The 19,257-nt window shown below is 43.5% G+C and carries 24 protein-coding genes and 1 rRNA gene; 11 read left to right on the top strand and 14 right to left on the bottom strand.

The window, feature by feature from the left end:
• Positions 1–124: 124 nt before the first annotated feature.
• The 3 genes from mer to E7X56_RS07890 are packed head-to-tail and all read left to right on the top strand — an operon-like array spanning position 125 to position 2,676.
• The gene (gene mer / locus E7X56_RS07900; protein WP_135606262.1) at positions 125–1,111 is read left to right on the top strand and encodes a 5,10-methylenetetrahydromethanopterin reductase; all 987 of its coding nucleotides are present in this window, start codon (positions 125–127) and stop codon (positions 1,109–1,111) included.
• A complete protein-coding gene (gene fpoF, locus E7X56_RS07895; protein WP_135606261.1) occupies positions 1,111–2,139 on the top strand; it encodes a F420H2 dehydrogenase subunit FpoF in 1,029 nt (342 codons plus the stop codon). The genes mer and fpoF overlap by 1 nt, the downstream gene beginning before the upstream one ends.
• 12 nt (positions 2,140–2,151) lie before the next feature.
• Positions 2,152–2,676: a nicotinamide-nucleotide adenylyltransferase gene (locus E7X56_RS07890; protein ID WP_135606260.1), complete on the top strand. Its 525-nt coding sequence runs from the start codon at positions 2,152–2,154 to the stop codon at positions 2,674–2,676.
• A gap of 59 nt (positions 2,677–2,735) precedes the next feature.
• On the opposite strand, the gene E7X56_RS07885 is transcribed toward E7X56_RS07890, so the two are convergent.
• Positions 2,736–3,194: a hypothetical protein gene (locus E7X56_RS07885; RefSeq protein ID WP_135606259.1), complete on the bottom strand. Its 459-nt coding sequence runs from the start codon at positions 3,192–3,194 to the stop codon at positions 2,736–2,738.
• Positions 3,195–3,394: 200 nt separating this feature from the next.
• Between E7X56_RS07885 and E7X56_RS07880 the strand changes: the two genes are divergently transcribed.
• Positions 3,395–3,592, top strand: a complete 198-nt coding sequence (locus E7X56_RS07880) for a hypothetical protein (protein WP_135606258.1) — start codon at positions 3,395–3,397, stop codon at positions 3,590–3,592.
• 12 nt (positions 3,593–3,604) lie between these two features.
• Here the strand turns inward: E7X56_RS07880 and E7X56_RS07875 are convergent, their stop codons facing one another.
• From E7X56_RS07875 to E7X56_RS07850, 6 genes are all read right to left on the bottom strand, one after another.
• Entirely contained in the window at positions 3,605–4,150 is a 546-nt protein-coding gene (locus E7X56_RS07875) for an adenylate kinase family protein (RefSeq protein WP_135606257.1), read from the bottom strand.
• Between the two features lie 26 nt (positions 4,151–4,176).
• Positions 4,177–4,767, bottom strand: coding sequence for an aminodeoxychorismate/anthranilate synthase component II (locus tag E7X56_RS07870; protein ID WP_135606256.1), 591 nt, complete (start codon positions 4,765–4,767; stop codon positions 4,177–4,179).
• Positions 4,764–6,335 carry an anthranilate synthase component I gene (gene trpE / locus E7X56_RS07865; protein WP_135606255.1) on the bottom strand — a complete coding sequence of 524 codons (1,572 nt, stop codon included), beginning with the start codon at positions 6,333–6,335 and terminating at the stop codon, positions 4,764–4,766. Before trpE ends, E7X56_RS07870 begins: the two co-directional genes overlap by 4 nt.
• The gene (locus E7X56_RS07860; protein ID WP_244603459.1) at positions 6,332–6,973 is read right to left on the bottom strand and encodes a phosphoribosylanthranilate isomerase; all 642 of its coding nucleotides are present in this window, start codon (positions 6,971–6,973) and stop codon (positions 6,332–6,334) included. Before E7X56_RS07860 ends, trpE begins: the two co-directional genes overlap by 4 nt.
• Positions 6,960–8,021: an anthranilate phosphoribosyltransferase gene (gene trpD, locus E7X56_RS07855; protein WP_135606382.1), complete on the bottom strand. Its 1,062-nt coding sequence runs from the start codon at positions 8,019–8,021 to the stop codon at positions 6,960–6,962. Before trpD ends, E7X56_RS07860 begins: the two co-directional genes overlap by 14 nt.
• A gap of 254 nt (positions 8,022–8,275) precedes the next feature.
• Positions 8,276–9,751, bottom strand: a complete 1,476-nt coding sequence (locus E7X56_RS07850; protein WP_135606253.1) for a cobyric acid synthase — start codon at positions 9,749–9,751, stop codon at positions 8,276–8,278.
• Between the two features lie 76 nt (positions 9,752–9,827).
• Between E7X56_RS07850 and cbiT the strand changes: the two genes are divergently transcribed.
• Genes cbiT through E7X56_RS07815 form a run of 7 tightly spaced genes read left to right on the top strand, consistent with a single transcriptional unit; the run spans position 9,828 to position 14,139 of the window.
• The gene (gene cbiT, locus E7X56_RS07845) at positions 9,828–10,385 is read left to right on the top strand and encodes a precorrin-6Y C5,15-methyltransferase (decarboxylating) subunit CbiT (protein ID WP_135606252.1); all 558 of its coding nucleotides are present in this window, start codon (positions 9,828–9,830) and stop codon (positions 10,383–10,385) included.
• Between the two features lie 53 nt (positions 10,386–10,438).
• A complete protein-coding gene (locus E7X56_RS07840; RefSeq protein WP_135606251.1) occupies positions 10,439–11,050 on the top strand; it encodes a cobalt-factor II C(20)-methyltransferase in 612 nt (203 codons plus the stop codon).
• Between the two features lie 14 nt (positions 11,051–11,064).
• A complete protein-coding gene (cobM, locus tag E7X56_RS07835) occupies positions 11,065–11,796 on the top strand; it encodes a precorrin-4 C(11)-methyltransferase (protein WP_135606250.1) in 732 nt (243 codons plus the stop codon).
• A 23-nt stretch (positions 11,797–11,819) separates the two neighbouring features.
• Positions 11,820–12,305 carry a cobalamin biosynthesis protein CbiG gene (locus tag E7X56_RS07830; protein ID WP_244603458.1) on the top strand — a complete coding sequence of 162 codons (486 nt, stop codon included), beginning with the start codon at positions 11,820–11,822 and terminating at the stop codon, positions 12,303–12,305.
• Entirely contained in the window at positions 12,305–12,658 is a 354-nt protein-coding gene (locus tag E7X56_RS07825) for a cobalamin biosynthesis protein (RefSeq protein ID WP_135606248.1), read from the top strand. Before E7X56_RS07830 ends, E7X56_RS07825 begins: the two co-directional genes overlap by 1 nt.
• Positions 12,627–13,427 carry a precorrin-3B C(17)-methyltransferase gene (gene cobJ / locus E7X56_RS07820; protein ID WP_135606247.1) on the top strand — a complete coding sequence of 267 codons (801 nt, stop codon included), beginning with the start codon at positions 12,627–12,629 and terminating at the stop codon, positions 13,425–13,427. The genes E7X56_RS07825 and cobJ overlap by 32 nt, the downstream gene beginning before the upstream one ends.
• On the top strand, positions 13,417–14,139 hold the full coding sequence (locus E7X56_RS07815; RefSeq protein ID WP_135606246.1) for a precorrin-8X methylmutase: 723 nt from the start codon (positions 13,417–13,419) through the stop codon (positions 14,137–14,139). The genes cobJ and E7X56_RS07815 overlap by 11 nt, the downstream gene beginning before the upstream one ends.
• A 101-nt stretch (positions 14,140–14,240) precedes the next feature.
• Here E7X56_RS07815 and E7X56_RS07810 read toward each other — a convergent pair whose 3' ends face one another.
• The 7 genes from E7X56_RS07810 to rrf all read right to left on the bottom strand — a co-directional run.
• Positions 14,241–14,885: a cytochrome c biogenesis CcdA family protein gene (locus E7X56_RS07810; protein ID WP_135606381.1), complete on the bottom strand. Its 645-nt coding sequence runs from the start codon at positions 14,883–14,885 to the stop codon at positions 14,241–14,243.
• 44 nt (positions 14,886–14,929) lie between these two features.
• Positions 14,930–15,436, bottom strand: a complete 507-nt coding sequence (locus E7X56_RS07805; RefSeq protein ID WP_135606245.1) for a co-chaperone YbbN — start codon at positions 15,434–15,436, stop codon at positions 14,930–14,932.
• Positions 15,437–15,627: 191 nt separating this feature from the next.
• On the bottom strand, positions 15,628–16,311 hold the full coding sequence (locus E7X56_RS07800) for a 2,5-diamino-6-(ribosylamino)-4(3H)-pyrimidinone 5'-phosphate reductase (protein WP_135606244.1): 684 nt from the start codon (positions 16,309–16,311) through the stop codon (positions 15,628–15,630).
• Between the two features lie 70 nt (positions 16,312–16,381).
• Positions 16,382–17,233 carry a CBS domain-containing protein gene (locus tag E7X56_RS07795; protein ID WP_135606243.1) on the bottom strand — a complete coding sequence of 284 codons (852 nt, stop codon included), beginning with the start codon at positions 17,231–17,233 and terminating at the stop codon, positions 16,382–16,384.
• Positions 17,234–17,257: 24 nt separating this feature from the next.
• A complete protein-coding gene (locus E7X56_RS07790) occupies positions 17,258–17,710 on the bottom strand; it encodes a universal stress protein (protein ID WP_135606242.1) in 453 nt (150 codons plus the stop codon).
• Between the two features lie 13 nt (positions 17,711–17,723).
• Positions 17,724–18,836, bottom strand: coding sequence for an amidohydrolase family protein (locus tag E7X56_RS07785; protein ID WP_135606380.1), 1,113 nt, complete (start codon positions 18,834–18,836; stop codon positions 17,724–17,726).
• 324 nt (positions 18,837–19,160) lie between these two features.
• Positions 19,161–19,257, bottom strand: a 5S ribosomal RNA gene (gene rrf, locus E7X56_RS07780); the annotation flags it as partial.

Below are 19,257 nucleotides of genomic sequence, written 5' to 3'. Positions count from 1 at the left end.
AGAGATTCGATCGTACAAACAGATATAAGCATAGCACAATAATAACCAGACGTTCGGGATAAACCAATAAGGTTTTAATATATGCATGTAATCCTGAATAGCATTATTAAATTGGAGGATTTAAATGACATTCGGAATAGAATTCGTGCCAAATGATCCAGTGCTTAAGATCGCACACTACGCAAAGCTCGCAGAACAGCAGGGATTTGACAATGTGTGGATCACAGACCACTACAACAACCGTGATGTTTACTCAACACTGGCAGTTCTTGCCATGAACACAAACAGCATCAAGCTCGGTACCGGCGTTACAAACCCCTACACAAGGAATGCAGCAATCACAGCTTCCAGTATCGGTGCAATTAACGAGATATCCGGCGGACGTGCGATCTTAGGTCTCGGCCCTGGTGACAAGGCAACCTTCGACGCAATGGGAATCACCTGGGACAAGCCATTAACAACCACAAGGGAGAATATTTCCGCACTTCGTTCCTTCTTCGCAGGCGAAAAGGTCACAATGGATGGCGATATGGTCAAGTTCGGCGGCGCAAAGATGGCATTCAAGACCGGAAACGTACCTATCTACATGGGTGCACAGGGTCCAAAGATGCTCGAGCTCGCTGGTGAGGTCGCAGACGGTGTACTGATCAACGCATCACATCCAAAGGACTTTGAAGTAGCAGTCAAACAGATCGCATCCGGTGCACAGAAAGCGGGCAGGGATCCAAAGGACGTAGACGTTGCAGCATACGCATGCTTCTCTATTGACAAGGATGCTGCAAAAGCAAGAAGTGCAGCAAAGATCGTTGTAGCTTTCATCGTTGCAGGTTCACCTGACATGGTCCTCGAGCGCCACGGCATTGATGTCGCTGCAAAGACAGACATCGGCGGAGCTATCGCAAAGGGCGACTTCGGAGCACTCATGGGCGACATGGTCACAAATGACATGATGGATTCATTCTCCATTTCCGGTACACCGGATGACTGTAAGGCAAGGATCAACGAATTGCTTGACATCGGTGTGACCCAGATCGTTGCAGGTTCACCTATCGGACCAAACAAAGAAAAAGCAATAAAACTCATCGGAAAGGAGATCATCGGAGGAAACTGATGGTTCATCCAAAAATTATGGACGTCATCGAGTTTGACGTCTGTACTGCTTGTGGGGCATGCGTATCAGCATGTCCTGCCGGTGCAATAACAATGGGCAAGGCTGCGGAGATTCGCGACCCTGACAACCTTGAGCTTTACTCACACGGTGCTGCCCCTAATGTATGTGAGGGATGTCTTACATGCAGCAGGATCTGTCCTGTAGTGGACGGTTACCTTGAGGATGAGTTCGCAAATGTCAGAAGCTTCCTTGCTGCAAAGAGCAACATTGCCGGTCAGGACGGCGGTGTTACCTCAGCTATTGCACGGTCACTCCTTAGACAGGGTGAGATCGACTGTGTTGTCGGTATCACTATGAACGAAAAATGGGAAACAGAGCTTGTAGTCTTTACTGACCCTGAAGATGTAGAGAAGGCAAAAGGTACAAAATACACATACGATTCAGTTCTTTCCACACTAAGAGATCCATTCAGCCAGTACGAAAAGATCGCTGTGGTAGGTGTACCATGCCAGGCACACGGTGCAAGGCTCATCTCAGAAAATGTCAACGACAAGATCGTACTTATCGTAGGTCTGCTCTGTATGGAGAGCTTCCATCATGATGTCATGACCGAGAAAATCATCCCGGAGATCATGGGTGTCAACATCGAAGATGTCAAAAAGATGGACTTCGGAAAGGGTAAGTTCTGGGCATACACCAAAGACGGTGAAGAGCACAACGTACCTATCTCAAAGATCGCTCCACACGCAAGGAACCCATGCCACCACTGCAATGACTACACATCAGTCTTTGCTGACATCTCAGTAGGTTCAGTAGGTACCCCCGATGGCTGGAACTGTGTACTGATACGCACCGATGCCGGTGAGAAGTACTTCAAGATGGTCGAAAGTGAACTTGAGTTCATGGAAGATCCAAAACCAGGAATGGGACTTATCGAGAAACTTGCAAAGATGAAACATGACAACAACTCTGCTCACTATCTCGATGTCTGTGAGAAATTCTCCTTCGATGATGGCGGATTCCGCTGAAATTGTTGTACCATGAATATGAAAAGGGCATTTTACATAGGGCGCTTCCAGCCATTTCATCTTGGTCACTACTCTGTGATAACAAGTATTGCAGAAGAGGTTGATGAACTTATTATAGGGATAGGAAGTGCCCAAAGGACCCACGAAGCGAATAATCCGTTCACCGCAGGTGAGCGAGTTATGATGATAAGACATGCCCTCGAAGACATTGATGTTCACTTCTATGCTTTACCCATTGACGACATACAGCAAAATCCAGTATGGGTATCATACGTAACATCAAGAACTCCTCCTTTTGACACAGCTTATACCAACAATCCTCTTGTTATCGAACTTTTTGAAGAGGCAGAAATCACTGTAAAGCAGCCACCAATGTACCTCAGGGAACAGCATTCCGGCACAGAGATACGAAGACGCATGCTTGCAGATGAGGAATGGAAACATCTTGTCCCTGATGCTGTTGCAGATGTCATCGATGAGATCGATGGCGTAAGGCGTCTAAAACGAGTATCCGGAACCGATGGGTTCGACTATTAAATAAAAAAGAGACAGATGGTGACAGCACCACCATGACAATTTGAACCGTTTTTTAGCATTCAGGATACAATAGAAACTTCTTCTACCCAGAAACCAACACCTTTCTGATAACGTGTTAGCCTTCCAATATATGTGATATCCTGACCTTTTATGAGATTAGATGCTGCTTCATTCTGATCTGGCTTGAAAGTAACAGCGGCATCTGAAAGAGAATCAGGACAATGCTGCACCTGTGCAGTATATGACTTCCCATTGTCAGTAACTGCATATATCGTACCTGTCCACTGGACGAAGTTACCCTTATACTCTTCATCAATAAGAGCAACAATTTCATCCTGTGAAGTTTCTGGATCACAGTAAACCACACCAAAATCATCAAATGATGTGCTGATCACATCAACTCCGAGATCTTCAGCTATTTCGGAAACTTCTTCCGGACTTTCTTTTGAATCAGAACAACCTGAAACCACCAGTACGGCCATCAAAAGTAAAATCATTCCTATCTTTGCGAATTTCATAAAAATACTCCCTTATGAGATGTATAACTAAATGGTTGAAAAGTATATCAAAATTTGTCTTCAAAAAAAGAGTTATATTAATGCATCACATTCGGTTTTGTATAGATTCATGACAGTCAAATATATTAGCTGACATTAACATATATTTTTTGAGGAAGCAAAATCAAAGTTTCGTCAGACAAACTAAAAGAGGAAGCAAAATGATAGCATCAAAAGGAAAAGCTCCGGTATTCTGTGAAAAATACTGTCCTGTTTGCAGAGCTGCAAGAGCAGGAAATAGCATAGGTAAAGCACTGCAAAAAATGGAACTGAAGATCGTTGGAAAAAATGGCTGCATATGGGGGAAAGCCAGAACCGAATATTACGGAGTTACACCCGACAAGCCAATTCCAAAATAAAGCATACCGTTTTTAAAAGATCTCTTCACTCCAGTCAAACGAACCAGGTTTGTATTGGGAATAAACAAGAGTATCATCTCCCGAAAGAATACTGGAGATGATCCGTTCAACATCCTCCGCTACATCATCAGTATCTCTGCCAGTAGTATCCACTTCATAGACTAGCTGACACCATTCAACAGATTCCACAAGGATCACATCCAGACACTCGGCTTCAACATTCTCCTGCACCTTGGGATCAGAATAATTACGAGCTTCCAGACGTTTCTTAAGCTCAGAAGGAGCAGTACGTAACACGATCACGATGTCAGCAATGTAGTGAGACATGTGGCTGTCAAGTATGGTCACAGATTCATCGTCACCCACAAGTTCACATACACGAGAGAGCACTCTGTCCATATCAGCTACAACGGTATCCCGTTCCTCGTCGACCTCACTGTAAAGATGTTCATTTTTGATAAGGTCGTTCATGTGTATAACACGATACCCACGACCCTCAAGTATCCTGCAAACAGAGGTTTTTCCTGTGCCAGGAGTTCCGGTAAGTCCGATGATCATGCATATTCACATGCTGCCAATGGACATTAATCCTTCGTCCCCATACCTGCCATTTTCAGGAAATTTTCAATGAGCTTCAAACCTTCAGGTGTCAGGACTGACTCCGGATGGAACTGGACACCATAGATCGGATATTCCTTATGCTTTATCCCCATGATAAGACCATTCTCATCCTGTGCGGTTATTTCCAGATCTTCTGCCAGCCTTTCAACTGAAAGGGAGTGATACCTGCCTGCATAGAATGAAGTAGGGACCCCATCGAACAGAGATGAAGTGTCATGTATTACCATTGAAGCCTTGCCATGAACCGAACCACCCTTCGAATGACCTACCGATCCGCCAAAAGCAGTGTTTATAGCCTGATGTCCGAAACAAACCCCAAGTATCGGGATTGTATCACCAAATTCATGGATGATCTCAATGCAACTTCCGACATCACGACTGTTTCCAGGGTTTCCCGGACCTGGAGATATGACTATTGCATCAGGAGATATTTTTCGGACCTCATCCACAGATATTGTGTTAGGAACAACCACAGTATCTGATTCGAACATGGAAACATAGTCCACAAGATTCCAGACAAAGGAATCCCTGTTGTTAACGAAAAGTACCTTCATCGTTTCCCTCCCATAGCAGCTATCATAGCAGCCATCTTGCGTTCTGTTTCCTCATATTCATACGTCGAATCGGAATCTGCAACGATACCGGCCCCTGCCTGTACATTCGCAACCCCGTCTTTTATGATCACAGTTCTTATGACAATGGCAGTATCCACATCGCCGTTCCAGGAATAATATCCAACTCCTCCACCGTAGATCCCTCTTGCCGATGGCTCGAACTTATCAATGATCTCCATAGCCCTTATTTTTGGAGCACCTGAGAGAGTTCCTGCCGGGAAGATGGCACGTGTGGCATCGAACTGGTCACACTCGGGTCGAAGTTCTCCGCAAACGGTACTCTCTATGTGCTGCACGTGAGAATATTTCACAACATTCATGAAATCACTGACCTTCACCGAACCGGACTTTGAGACCATGCGTACATCGTTCCTACCAAGGTCCACAAGCATAACATGCTCAGCACGCTCTTTCTTATCGGACATCATCGCAGCAGCAAATTCATCATCCTCAGCTTCATCTTTCCCTCGGGGACATGTGCCTGCAATTGGGTTTGTTATGACCTTGCGCTTATGGACGGTCATAAGAGTCTCCGGGCTTGCACCCACAATGTTCAGGTCGCGGAAACTGAACAGGTACATATACGGACTGGGATTGATATCCCTGAGGGTACGATATAACTCCAGAGGAGTTTGCTCTATTTCCATTGAATAACGTCTGGACAACACAACCTGGAAGATATCCCCATCCAGGATATGCTGCTTGGCTGCTCTGACCGCATCTTCAAAAGCATCCTTTTCCATATTGCAGACCGCTTCTGATGAGCCAGACAACTGAGGAAGTTCCCCCAGCCTGACATCAGCTGCAACACGGAGACATCTGCACATTTTTTCCGCTTCATTCAACGCATTATCGTACAAATTTCCGGGATCACTACCCACACCTGCAAACGGAGTAAGCACCATGTAGGTTTCATCTGTCAGGTGATCAAAAACGAATGTCTTTGTTGTGAGAATGAACTGCATATCAGGTACATCTGACTGGTGTGCCCTTTCAATGTCTAACCAGCAGTCATACACCATATCATAACCATTGTACCCGATGGCACCTCCAAGGAAGGTCTGCCTGTCAAACCTTTTTTCATTCAGAAGAACAGTTCCATCGGCTGTAGGGAACACTGCACGCATTGCATCCACCACATCAGACCCATCCATTATGTCAGCCATCAGGATAGAACCATCATCCACAATGTTCTCACATTCAAAAGCCAGCTTTGAACGTATTGTATCGATCAGTACAGAGCTCAGCTTATACTCAAGAGTAAGCCTGCGTCCACTTATCTTAACCACAACGTCAGGATAAGCACCGACGAACGAAAACCTTGCATGCCTTTTTTCCTTTTCCACTGATTCCAGCATGTAAGAGTAATTTTCATCCTGAAACGTGGTATATAGCTGCAATGGGGAACAATCCGACCTAACTTTAGCCATAAGCTGCACAAGTGCAGGTTTTTCCGAAGTATTCACGAGTTCTGTGAATTCGTCTTTTGTAAGATCGAACGATATCATCTGGCACACCTAACTTCTTTTACAAAACGCCTTATCTTTTCAGCATCCTTCTTCCCATCAGTTTCAATACCCGAAGCTGTATCCACAGCAAAAGGAGAGACCCGCTTTACGCAATCTGCAACATTGTCAGCATTCAAACCACCTGCAAGGATCACAGGTACGTCCACCAGTTTTACGACCTCCATGCTTATGGAAAGATCATGAACCTGGCCTGTACCACCGACCTTACCGGAAACATAAGAATCCAGCAGGATCCCATCGATAATATCTTCAGATGAAAGTGAATTGACCTCATCAACAAGTTCATTCACCAGTATATTATCCCCGGAAGGAACATGAAATGTACGGACTACCTTTACATCTGTATTATCACGAACATACCTCATGTCATCAATATCAAGAGGAGTGTGTATCTGCACCACATCAGGCCCTATGCAATTAATCATGTCAATTGCATCACTGGCAGACTCTGGCATGATAACCAATACAGAATCCACAAAAAAAGGCACATGAGAAACAAGTTCTGCTGCCTTTTTGAGATCGATCTTCCTTGGCGTTTCTACAGGAACATCGGTTATGAAACCAACGGCATCTGCACCTGAGCTTACTGCAATATCTATGTCTTCAACAGACTTCATGCCGCATACTTTGACACGCGTTGAGTGATGCATTTTCCACCTTTTTACCTGATGTGAATTCTATGAACTCCTTAAGTTTGTATAATGCTTTCTTGCTATCAATTGCCTCTTCTGCAATTGGAATAGCTTCCTTTATGGAATTTGCCATTCCTGAAACATAGATCGCTGCTGCTGCATTGACAACAACAATATCCCTTTTAGGACCTTTTTCGCCATTGAAGATATAAAGAATATCACCGGCATTCTCTTCCGGAGTACCACCTACGATATCTGTAGCTTTAGCTCTTGGGATACCCAGGTCCTCAGGACTTATTGTATATGTGGTCACAACACCATCTTTGAGTTCAGCAACATATGTTTCAGAAAGAGTGCTGATCTCATCCATCCCATCACCATGGAACACCAATACATGTTCTTTGCCAAGTTTACAGAGAACTTCTGCCATAAGCTTGCACAGGTTCCTGTCAAAAACACCTATAACCTGTGACTTTGCACCAGTAGGATTTGTCAGCGGACCGAGGATATTGAACATTGTTCTTATCCCAAGCTCTTTTCTGGGACCTACCATCCTTTTCATTGCAGGATGGAACTTCGGGGCTAGCATGAAACCAATGCCAATGTCCTCAATTGACCTTTTTACATATTCCGGCTCAAGGTCGATCTTTATACCAAGCTCCTTAAGCACATCCGCACTTCCTGAAAGGGAGGTGAATGAATAATTACCATGTTTTGCTACCTTTACCCCTGCAGCCGATGCAACAATGGCGGCAGTTGTTGAAATATTAATAGTATTATGACGATCACCACCTGTACCACAGGTATCCACAAGAGTACCCTGCACTTCAGGAGATATCATGTTGGCCACTTTTAGCATCGCCTTTGCAAACCCTGCGATCTCATCCGGGGTTTCACCCTTCATCTTCATGGCCATTACAAATGCACCGATCTGTGTGTCTGTTGCACTCTCAAATATCTGCTCCATGGCTGCTTCTGCCTCGGCCATTGTCAGATCATAACCATCAATTAATTTTTGGAGATAATATTTCATCTTGACACCTTCTTGCATTAATGTATAATTGTGTACAATAATGTATAACAAATGTCTTTGTATATAAACTTTGTTCAATTTACATACAGACAAAACTAAATGAAGAAGACAAATCGCGCATCAGGCCCCACACATATAGCACAGCCGCTGCTGAACCTGACAATATGGACACATCAGCAGAAAACAAAAGGAGAAGAATTATAGCTTAAACCCTGAATCGAAAGAAAAAGAAAAAAGAAAGTAGAAAATACTGATCAGAAACCTTCAGAATCCAATCCAAGCATTTCATAGATACGAGGCATGTCCAGACGCTCGCGCATAACATCAGCAAGTTCGTCATACGGATCCTTCTCCGGAATATCCTCATATTCAAAGGCCAGACCTTTCTTTTCAGCCAGATATCTTATAAGAGCATGCCTGATATTCTGGTTCTCAAATAATCCATGAATATATGTGCCGATCACAAGACCACTTTCATCAGCGCAACCATCATCTCCGAAAACCGGTTTCTTTGATGTTGACATGCCCATATGGATCTCATATCCGTTTACATCCTCACCGTTTATGTTCCCGAAAATAGGGCCACATTCGTTAACGGTTTTCGTTACCTGAACGGTACGTTTCTCATATGCATCGAACACGGTCTCAATGTCCAGCAACCCAAGACCCTCAAAGCGAGCAGTTTCGCCGCCTTCAATTCCTGAATCAACAATTGAATTTCCAAGCATCTGGTAACCACCACAGATACCAAGTATTGGGATCTTACCATTAAAGAACCTTATTTTGTCGCCCATCCCACTTTCCATGAGAGCATGCAGATCACTGGTCGTATTCTTTGTACCAGGAATTATGATAGCATCAGGAGTCCCAAGATCATCGGACAGGTCTACATACCTGACCCTTGCCATACGTTCCAGAGGTTCGAAATCGGTGAAGTTGGAGATCCTGGGAAGGCGTATAACTGCAATATCAACATCATGAATTCCGGGATCATCAGAAGACTTGTCACCAATAGAAACAGAGTCCTCAGAAGGAATGCGCAGCTTGAAATGTGGAAGGACACCAAGAACAGGAATACCCGTGCGCTCTTCGATTTCAGTAAGACCTGACTCGAGTATAGTAGGATCACCTCTGAACTTGTTTATGATAAAACCACGGACATTCTTACGCACATCCTCAGGCAGGAGTTCAATAGTACCATAAAGGCTGGCGAAAACACCGCCTCTTTCGATATCCCCTACCAGAATAATAGGCGCATCGGTCAGCCTTGCAGTTCCGATATTAACAATATCGCGCTCATAGAGGTTGATCTCAGCAGCACCGCCGGCACCTTCCATAACAATGAGATCATACTCATCTGCAAGCCGTTGAAGTGCACCCCTTAGAACCTCATGAGTGTCCTCTATAGAATCATAATATGAGCCTGCACTTTTGTCAGCATAAGGTTCTCCCAGGAGTATTACCTGTGAGACACGATCCCCTTTGGGCTTAAGCAGTACAGGATTCATATCTGCAGTTGGCTCAATACCTGCTGCCATCGCCTGTATTGCCTGAGCGATACCGATCTCTTTCCCGTCCTGTGTGATCCATGAGTTAAGACTCATGTTCTGTGCTTTGAAGGGAGCAACCTTATGGTTAGCTGAAAGTATGCGACAAAGACCAGTCACAATTGCACTCTTGCCAACATGAGATGCAGTACCCAGTATTAACAAATGTTTTTTAGTATTCATTCACAACAACCTTTTATGTGACAAGGTTTATTATGCTATATCTAATTAACTCCAATTTACTTTAGTTAGGTGAAAAATGTCAGATCTATTGCACATAAGCGGAGGGCCAACAAAGCCAGAGGTCATTGCGATATCACTATCAAAAATGGACCTGAAAGATGGGATCACATTCTATGATGTAGGATGTGGAACAGGTGCTGTTTCTATTGAAGCATCAAAGATAGCACGTGGTCTTAAGGTCGTTGCCATCGATGCGAGAGAAAAAGCTATCGATGTTGCAAGACAGAACTTCAGGAACTTCGGCGTTGAGGACGTTACACTAATTAGTGGTGAATCTTCCGAATCTATTGATCAGAACGCTGAGATAGGAACCATTGACTGTGCATTTGTAGGCGGGACAAAGAACATATCCAAGGTACTGGATGTGCTCTATAAGAAAAAGGCAAGAAATATTGTTGTTAACGCGGTAAGGATCGAAACCGTGGTCAGTGTGATGAATAAGATGAAAGAACTGGGAATATTCTCAGAGGTTATCCACGTCACTATTACCAGAGGTTATGAACTTACAGGCGAAACCATGTTCAAACCAGAGAACCCGGTCTATATTGTAGTAGGTAAACTGCAGAATGAATGAAAACTGAACTGACATTATAAGTGACATTTATATTTAATTATGGAGATAGAAAGATGTTGATAGGAGTAGGACTTGGCCCAGGTGACCCGAAACTTCTTACACTAAAAGCTGTGGAAATTCTCAAGAACAGTGATAAAGTGTATGTACCCGGAGATATGGCAGCAAAACTAGTAGAACCATATGTAACACCAGAGATACTGGATTTCCCCATGTTGAGGGATTATGATGTTCTCAACGAGGTATGGAAGAAGAATGCTGACCTCATTGCGGAAGAATCAAGGAACGGAACTGTTGCTTTCGGTCTTATCGGAGATCCTAATTTCTTTTCCACTTTCACACACCTGAAGCGTGTTATGAAAAAGCATTACCCGGACGTTGAAACTGCAACTATTCCCGGTATCAGTTCAATAACATCCTTTGCTTCAAGAGCTGATGCAGAAGTTGACAGCACCTTTGAAGTGAGTGATGGATCTGAGAAAAAGCACAGGATAAGACTCAAGGCAGTCAATCCAAAACAGATCATTGAAGACATGAAAAAGGAAGGTTATAACGAATTCGTCTTTGCAGAGAGACTCTTCTCTGACAGGGAAGTTATTATCAAGAATTCAGAAGAGATCCCTGAGAAAGGAAACTATTTCAGCATCGTGTATGCGAAAAAGGACTAAAGAGGTCATCTTAAATGACAGATAATGTAATTACTTTTGTGGGTGCCGGACCGGGAAACCCAAAACTTATCACACTTCTTGGACGCGAGAAACTGGAAGAAGCAGATCTTGTTGTCTACGCAGGTTCACTTGTAAACCCTGAAGTCGTCAACTACTGCAAGGGAGAGAAGATCGACAGTTATGGTCTGACCCTTGACGAGATCACAAAGAAGATGGCAGATGCCATTAAGGAAGGAAAGAAGGTCGTACGCCTGCACAGTGGTGATCCATCCCTCTACGGTAATGTCGTTGAGCAGATGGAAGAGCTGAAGAAGTACGATATTACAGTAGAACGTGTACCGGGAGTATCTTCTGTTTTCGCAACTGCTGCAGCACTTGGCACGCAACTCACCCTCAATGGAGTTTCCGATACACTCATTATTACACGTCCTGCAGGAAAAACACTGGAAGAAGATGATCTTAAGGGGCTTTCAAGACACAACTCTACAATGGCAGTGTTCCTTGGCACACAGAAAATTGAAGAGATAATGGAAAAGGTCGAGTATTCAGATGATACTCCAGTGGCTGTTGTATTCCACGCATCCTGGCCCGACCAGAAGATCGTTTATGGCACAGTCGCGGACATTGCACAGAAGGTAAAGGATGAAGGTATCATACGTTCCGCAATGATCCTTATCGGCGGTGTAGTAGACCCTGTCGATTACAGGAGGTCACACTTATACGGAGTAGCACAAGAACCGCTGTAATAACATTTGAACGTAATCTCGATGTGGCTAACAAACTCGCAGATCACATCGATGCAGATGTTATTATTTACAAAAAAGGAATCTTTGAGGAAATCTTCAAAGACTACCAGGCATTAGTTGCAATCTTTGCAACAGGGATAGTCGTGCGTGAGATCGCACCTCTGGTAGTTGATAAATGGGAAGACCCTGCAGTTGTTGTAGTGGACTCGAACCTTAACTTTGCGATCTCACTGCTCGGAGGTCATCACGGAGCGAACGAACTTGTCCGTAGGATATCGGAGATGGGAGTTGTTCCGGTCATTACAACTGCTACTGAAGTGCACAACCGCAATTCTGTCGAAGGTATTGCAGCCAAACTTGGCTATGATATTGTCAATAAAGAATCCACAAGGGATGTGAATTGTGCCCTTCTGGATCAGGATGTAGAAGTGCTGGAAATAAAGGGGCCAAAAATAGTCATCGTTGAGAACGATGTATCAGTCCTGAAAAAAGAAAAGGCGGACGAATAATGTACTTTGGAATCGGTGCCCGCAGAGGAGTGTCATCCCAGGAAGTCCTCAATGCTATTGAAGCTGCATTGGAAGAGGTCGGAAGGGATAAAACAGACATTCGAATGCTTGCATCATCCACCCTTAAAGAGAATGAGACTGGCCTTATTGAAGCTTCCCGGGAACTTGGATTTGAGATAAAGTTCCTACCGGATGATGTTCTCAACGGATTTGAAGTGCCTTCGGATTCACAGGCCAGCCGTTTCGGCCTTAAAGGTGTTGCCGAACCGGCAGCATTAGCCTTATCTGATAATAAGAAATTGATACTGAAAAAGAAAGTATATGGAAGGATCACAATTGCAATCGCAGAATGAAAACCAAGATGGGAAATTATTCATCATCGGCATCGGACCCGGCTCTGTTGAGCAGCTTACTGTCCGTGCCAGAGATGTTATACTGAATTCAGATTATATTGTAGGAAACGGCACTTATCTCGATCAGATGGATAGTCTGCTGGACAAGCAGGAGATCGTGCGCAGCGCCATGGGCAAAGAAGTAGACCGTGCCAAAAAGGCAGTGCATCTTGCAAAAGAGAACGTTGTGTCCATGATCAGCGGAGGAGATGCAAATGTTTATGGAATGGCCGGCCTTGTCCTGGAAGTTGCTGAACATGAAGATCTTGATGTCGATATTGAAGTGCTTCCCGGAGTAACTGCCATCACAGCAGGAGCCAGCGTACTCGGAGCACCAATAGTCAATGATTTTGCAGTTATAAGTCTCAGTGACCTGTTAACACCATGGGAAGTTATCGAGAAACGCCTTGATGCTGCAGCAGCAGGCGACTTCGTGATCTCCCTCTACAATCCAAAGAGCAGACAGCGCCACTCCAATTTCTCAAAGGCTATTGAGATCATCAGGAGACACAAGGACGCGTCAGTTCCTGTTGGACTTGTCAAGAATGCACTGCGAGGAGACACTCAGGATTACATAGTGACCACTCTTGGAGAAGTACTTGATCATAATGATTGGGTCGACATGAGCACCATGATATTAATCACTAACAGCGAATCACGTGTTTGGAATAGTAAGACAGGAGAAAGAATAATTACACCTAGGGGGTATCAGAGAAAATATGACTACTGAATCCACCAATCAAAAAGAGAACCTTCCTGAACTGGAAGAACTGGTAGAGATGACAACAGATATCGATCCTGAACTTGTTAAGCTCTGCTCCGACTCAGGCGCCCAGACCGACGAAGCAAAAGCGATATACATGACAAGCCGCAATATTGCGCGTAAACTTGTGGGCGATGAAACGAAAGAAGATCGTATTACACAGCGTTGCGTTATCTCCACAGGAGATCCAACAATCGCAGATATTATGCGCTATGTGAATGATCCTGTTGAAGCAGGTGTCAATGCTATCAAGAACGGTGCTCCAATCTTTGTGGACATCAACATGGTCAAAGCAGGAATAACAAAGAAAGGACACAACTGCGAAGTTATCTGTGTACTCGATGAGGACAAAGATGCAGAAGTTGCTCAAAAATACGGCATCACAAGGACAGCTGCTGGTTTCCTTATGGCAAGGGACAGGCTTGAGGGTTCTATTGTAGCTATTGGAAATGCACCATCTGCAGCACTTGCAGTATGCAGAATGATCGAGCACGGCATTAAGCCAGCGCTTATAGTAGGAACTCCAGTTGGTTTCGTCAACTCTGCCGAATCTAAGGAAGAGGTCAGAAATATGGATGTACCATCTATCACCTGCGTCGGAACACGCGGTGGGACACCAATGGCAGTTGCCTGTGTTAATGAACTTGTTGCCATTGCAAAAGAAAAGGACGAGTGTTAATAGCTTTATACACCGATCTTTTCTTCAATCTTTTTTTATCCTTTACTAACTTAGAAACTGCTTTTATTGAGATCGTATCATTAACAGACATATACGATACATTATAGCCTTACCAGGACATTACTGTAAAGCATCCATAATCCTACAAGGATCAATACTACACCTGCACCTTTTTTTAGATACAGATCATATTTCGCTATACTGCTAAGAACTGAAGAAGAAACATTAGCAGAATATGCGATCACAAGCATTGGAATTCCAAGCCCCATGGAATATATGAAAAGCAAAAAAGCACCATAGGTAATGTCACCTTCAATAGCCACCAGTGTAAGAATGGATGCTAATATCGGACCCACACAAGGAATCCATATGATCCCGAGGGACATACCAAAAAGTAAGCCACCAAGCAGACCCTTTTCTTTCACATCCATTCCGGAAAAACCACCAAATATATTGAAGGTCCCGAGATCGAAAAGTAATGTGACTCCAAAAAGTATGATGATAAGACCTGCAAAGAAGCTAAGATACAAAAGATATTGCTGGAAAAGCGAACCAAATGCAGACGTTATAACGCCCATAATTGTGAAGGATATTGTAAGACCAAGGACTATTGCAAGTGGCCTCAAAGGTCCTTTAGAGATTGAATAAGCAAATATTGCAGGCAAGAGTGGAAGGACACAGGGGGAAAATATACTGATAATCCCTGCTACAAAGGCTGCTACCGGTGTCACCCCTCCAAATTCCACTGCCATCACCTGATGCTTAAATATAAGATGTATTCAAAGGAGTGTTAATCCTCTGAAACAGTCCCCCTATATTCAATAGCATGATCAAGAATTGTCTCGAAAATCTCTTTGTCTATATACCCGAGCACTCTGGCTTTATTACGATCCTGTTCTTTGACACCATCATATCTCATGAACATGTAATTTCCGTCTTCAATGTCAACGATCACAGTTGTATCAGGTATAGAATACACATTGAACTTGCTGGCAAGTTCGGGAGAGAGAGTGATGTCAATATACATAGCTGTTGCCCTGCCTTCGTAATCCTTTGCAAGTTCTTCGATGACCGGGTCCAGTTGCCTGCACGGAGAACACCAGTCTGCACCTGCTTTGAGAAGAACAGGACCTTTTTCAAGTGCATCATCTATTTGCTGTTGCTCAGTAACAAGGATAGCCACCCTTTCCCCTGATTCCATTGATCCAGCATTATCCACAGGAGTTACCTCTGTAACACATCCTGCAATTAAGACTGCAACAGTGATCAATCCGAGAAGGTAGATTTTTGATCTCATGTTATCACCACTCCAATTATGATATAATCCGATTTAAGCAAAGATTATTCAGTAAGTGAATGAAAGTGGTATTATTTCAATTTAAAGGTTATGCACGATTTTGACATAGAATCGCAAAACCTGTTTTGGCAATAATAAATTGAAGAGAATATGAGCAAAACTGATCAAAATTAAACTGAGCTAATTAATAATCAAACATCATTAATAACGGCCCATTTCAACAGGACACCTTCATCCATATTTTCCAAACTCATGAGCTTCAATGGTAAGATATCATTTTCAACAAACCCCACACCATCAACAAGAGTTGGAGCACTGATACCGCCTATCAACAAGTTACCTACAAATGAATACACTTCATCCACAAGACCGTTTGAAAGCATAGCCCAATTAAGAGTTGAACCACCCTCGACCATTAAACGCTCTATGCCCATGGAATTCAATTCTACCATCAGTGCACATAGGTCCACCCGCTCTTCACCTGTTCTTATTACCAATGCTTTCTGCTGAAGCATCTCAACCTTATCTGCAGGAGCTGAACCTGAAACTGCAATGATACGCTTACCCTCACCTTTTATGAAAATATCAGCATCCAGAGGAGTTCTGGCTTTACTATCAATTACAATGCGGATTGGATTTTCATCAGATCCTTTACTCTTACGAGAAGAACGTCGTGCTTCAGACTTAACTGTAAGACTTGGATCATCTGCAAGAATTGTACCGATGCCAACCATGACGGCATCAGAAGTTGCACGAAGATCATCCATTCGATCAAAATCCACATCACCGGAGATACGGACCTGCTTTCTTTCCTTTGTGGAGATCTTGCCATCAGCAGACATTGCCGAATTGATGAAAGTAAATGGTCTACCCATAAGAAACCAACCTATGAAAATAAATAAAATAAACCGACAGAAATCAATAATTCTGTCAGTTTTTTCAGAATCAGTACTTAAGAAGTGCTTTTAACAGGTAGCGATCTCTCAAAAGTCCGATGAATTTCTGGTTTGCATCCACAACAGGCATCTGGTCAATCCTGTACCTCTTCATTTTAAGTGCGCATTCACTTACACCCATGTTGTTTGATGCTGTTATAGGATCTTTGACCATGACTTCCGCCACAGGAACTTCCGGTACCTTGATCCTTGATACACTATAATAGATGCTCATTGTGTCCCTCATGCTTTCCCAGGTCCACTCATCATCATCAGAACCTGCAGACATGTCAGACATCTCAACAGAATCCTCGATAACACTTGAACTTATGACATCCCTGTCCGAGATGATGCCTACAAGATCAAGAGATGAATCGATCACCGGAACTGCCTTTACGTGAGCGAGCTCCATATGTCGGGCAACTACAGGCAGAGGGGTTTGATACCAGACAGGACCAGCACCATGGTTAAGGTATTCACTGATTGGATCAACAATATCCAGATCAACCATGCCACCTACAACATCGGCAACCGAGATGAGACCCACGAGTTTATCATCATCAACTACAGGAAGTCTTCTTATGCCATGTTTAAGCAGAAGACGTGCTGCATTTGTGACATCCTCACTAGGATCTATTGTTACCGGGTCACGTACCATCAACAGTGCCACTTGTTCCTCGGTGGGATTCTTCAGTAAGTTGGATCGGCTTACAATACCGACCACTTTATTGTCTTTGATAACAGGCAGTCCTGAAACCCGCTTGTCTTTCAGAATGGAAAGAACCTCATCCCTTGAACCGGGAAGAGCTACACATGCGACATCCTTTACCATTACGTCTCTAACGAGTGTGTCCTTAGGCATGTTTTTTAAACCTCAATATTGATTTCATTCGTTTTTGTCACTGCGTACAATAAGTACGGGAACTTCTGAGTTGCGAGTGATCTTTTCGGCCACACTTCCAAGCAGGAACCTGTCAATTCCAGTCTTCCCGAGTGTACCCATTACTATCAGATCAATGCCATTGTTCTTTGCAAATTCAATAATCTCGTGGCTGGGATGACCTTCAAGAACAGTAGATTCAGAATCAAGACCAGCATTTGCTGCGAGTTCTTCAACACCTTTTGCTGCATCTTTACCTTCTGTTTCCAGAAGTTCATACATCATTTCCCATCCTGCATCCATTGGAATCGAAGCAAACGCAGCGGTATCCACTACATAAACAACATACAACTTTGCCCCACTCAATTTTGCAAATTCAATACCATAAGATATTGCCTTTTTGTTCTTTTCAGAACCATCGGTTGCTATCAATATTTTCTTGTATAATTCGCTTGTCATATTACCCTCGCCATCATTCGTTTGCATGGATTATGGATAAAATATCATCTGGTCGGCCCCTTCTGACGATTCCGCTTACCGGGTCTTTCACACCAATCAAGTTATTGGAAGTGCCATTCAGGATCATAAGATTAGCTTTGTTGCCTTCCTTAATGGAACCTGTATTATTAAATCCCAGGATAGATGCCCCATTTAGCGTGCACATCTTAAATACTTGTCTATCCTCAAGACCAAAAACCTTGGATAGTATCTCCATTTCAGAGAACATATTAACTGAATTCAACATCACATTGTCAGTACCAACTGCTACAGTAACTCCCGATTCCAACATTTCGGATATAGGAGCCATCCCTACATCGGTTATGAAGTTGGAACGAGGACATACTACTACCGGGATATTGGCATCTGCAACTGCCATCAGATCGGATATTTTTGCCTGTGTCATGTGGATCAGGATATCCGGATCAAGCGAAAGGGCTTTATCGATATCGTTGTCTGATTTTTCTCCTGCATGGATTGCAAACATCTTGCTCTTATTTTTTGATGCCTTCCGGGATCTACGCAGAAGTTCCATATCAACATCATTTGCCCCACTCATTCCAAGCCCATCTGCATGCTGAAGGACCCTGTTGATATCTGACAATACTGACTCCATCGAAGAATCTGTATCTTTCGGCCTTCCAAGAATTATGCTATCAATAATAATACCATCAACAGCCTCCTCTAGTGCGAGGATACCGAGAACCCCGCCCTCCCTGAAATCTGCAAAAGCACAGGTACCGGTTGCTAACATATCCTCCATACTTGACCTCATGAAATTAACCAAATCGGAATAGGACGTTTTTTCGAGCATCCTGTGTTTTAGGCCATCGGGAGGGCGTACCAACGAATCAAGGTCCTTTTTCACCCTGAAGTTCTCACATGTACCAAGTACAGGGTCTTTACAAATGGAATCTCCGATATGCGTGTGTGAATTAACAAAGCATGGAGCAATGATATTCTTGCTTGTTGTGGACTCTTCACCAATTTCAGTTATGAATCCATCCTCCACGCAGATATAACCTTCAATCGATTCCAGTTCATCCCCAAGAATGATCGTACCAGAAAGTGTCTGTTCACAGGACATTACAACTCGTAAATATATCCAGTAAAGTAGATATATCCTGCGGAAGCCAAGCCAGATCAGCGCTTCTGGAGCGCGCGTCCCTTTCGCTTCGCTCAAGGGGACTTTGTATTGGCGCGCAGGTAAGCATTGAGAATAAAGAATTAATTCGAACATATACCATCATGTAAATACTGTAAATATGATCAGAACACAGTTTTCAAAGAATAGCAAGAGCAAAAAGACATTCCAGAAATCAATATTGTAATCATGAATAAAAACATATCAGAACAGCAAAGTGAAAACTATTGAATTAAAATCAGTTAAAGAAAAAGGGTAATAGAGTGAGCACAGCAGCGACGCAGATTTCCCGAGGACTCTCGTACCTCAGTACAGTAAGCAACGTGGGCAGGCTTATCTTCTGTGTTCGGAATGGGAACAGGAG

This window comes from Methanococcoides sp. NM1 (assembly GCF_900774285.1).
Classification (GTDB): domain Archaea; phylum Halobacteriota; class Methanosarcinia; order Methanosarcinales; family Methanosarcinaceae; genus Methanococcoides; species Methanococcoides vulcani.
The sequence above is the reverse complement of the archived record's forward strand: the minus strand, read 5'-3'. Positions and strand labels throughout refer to the sequence as shown.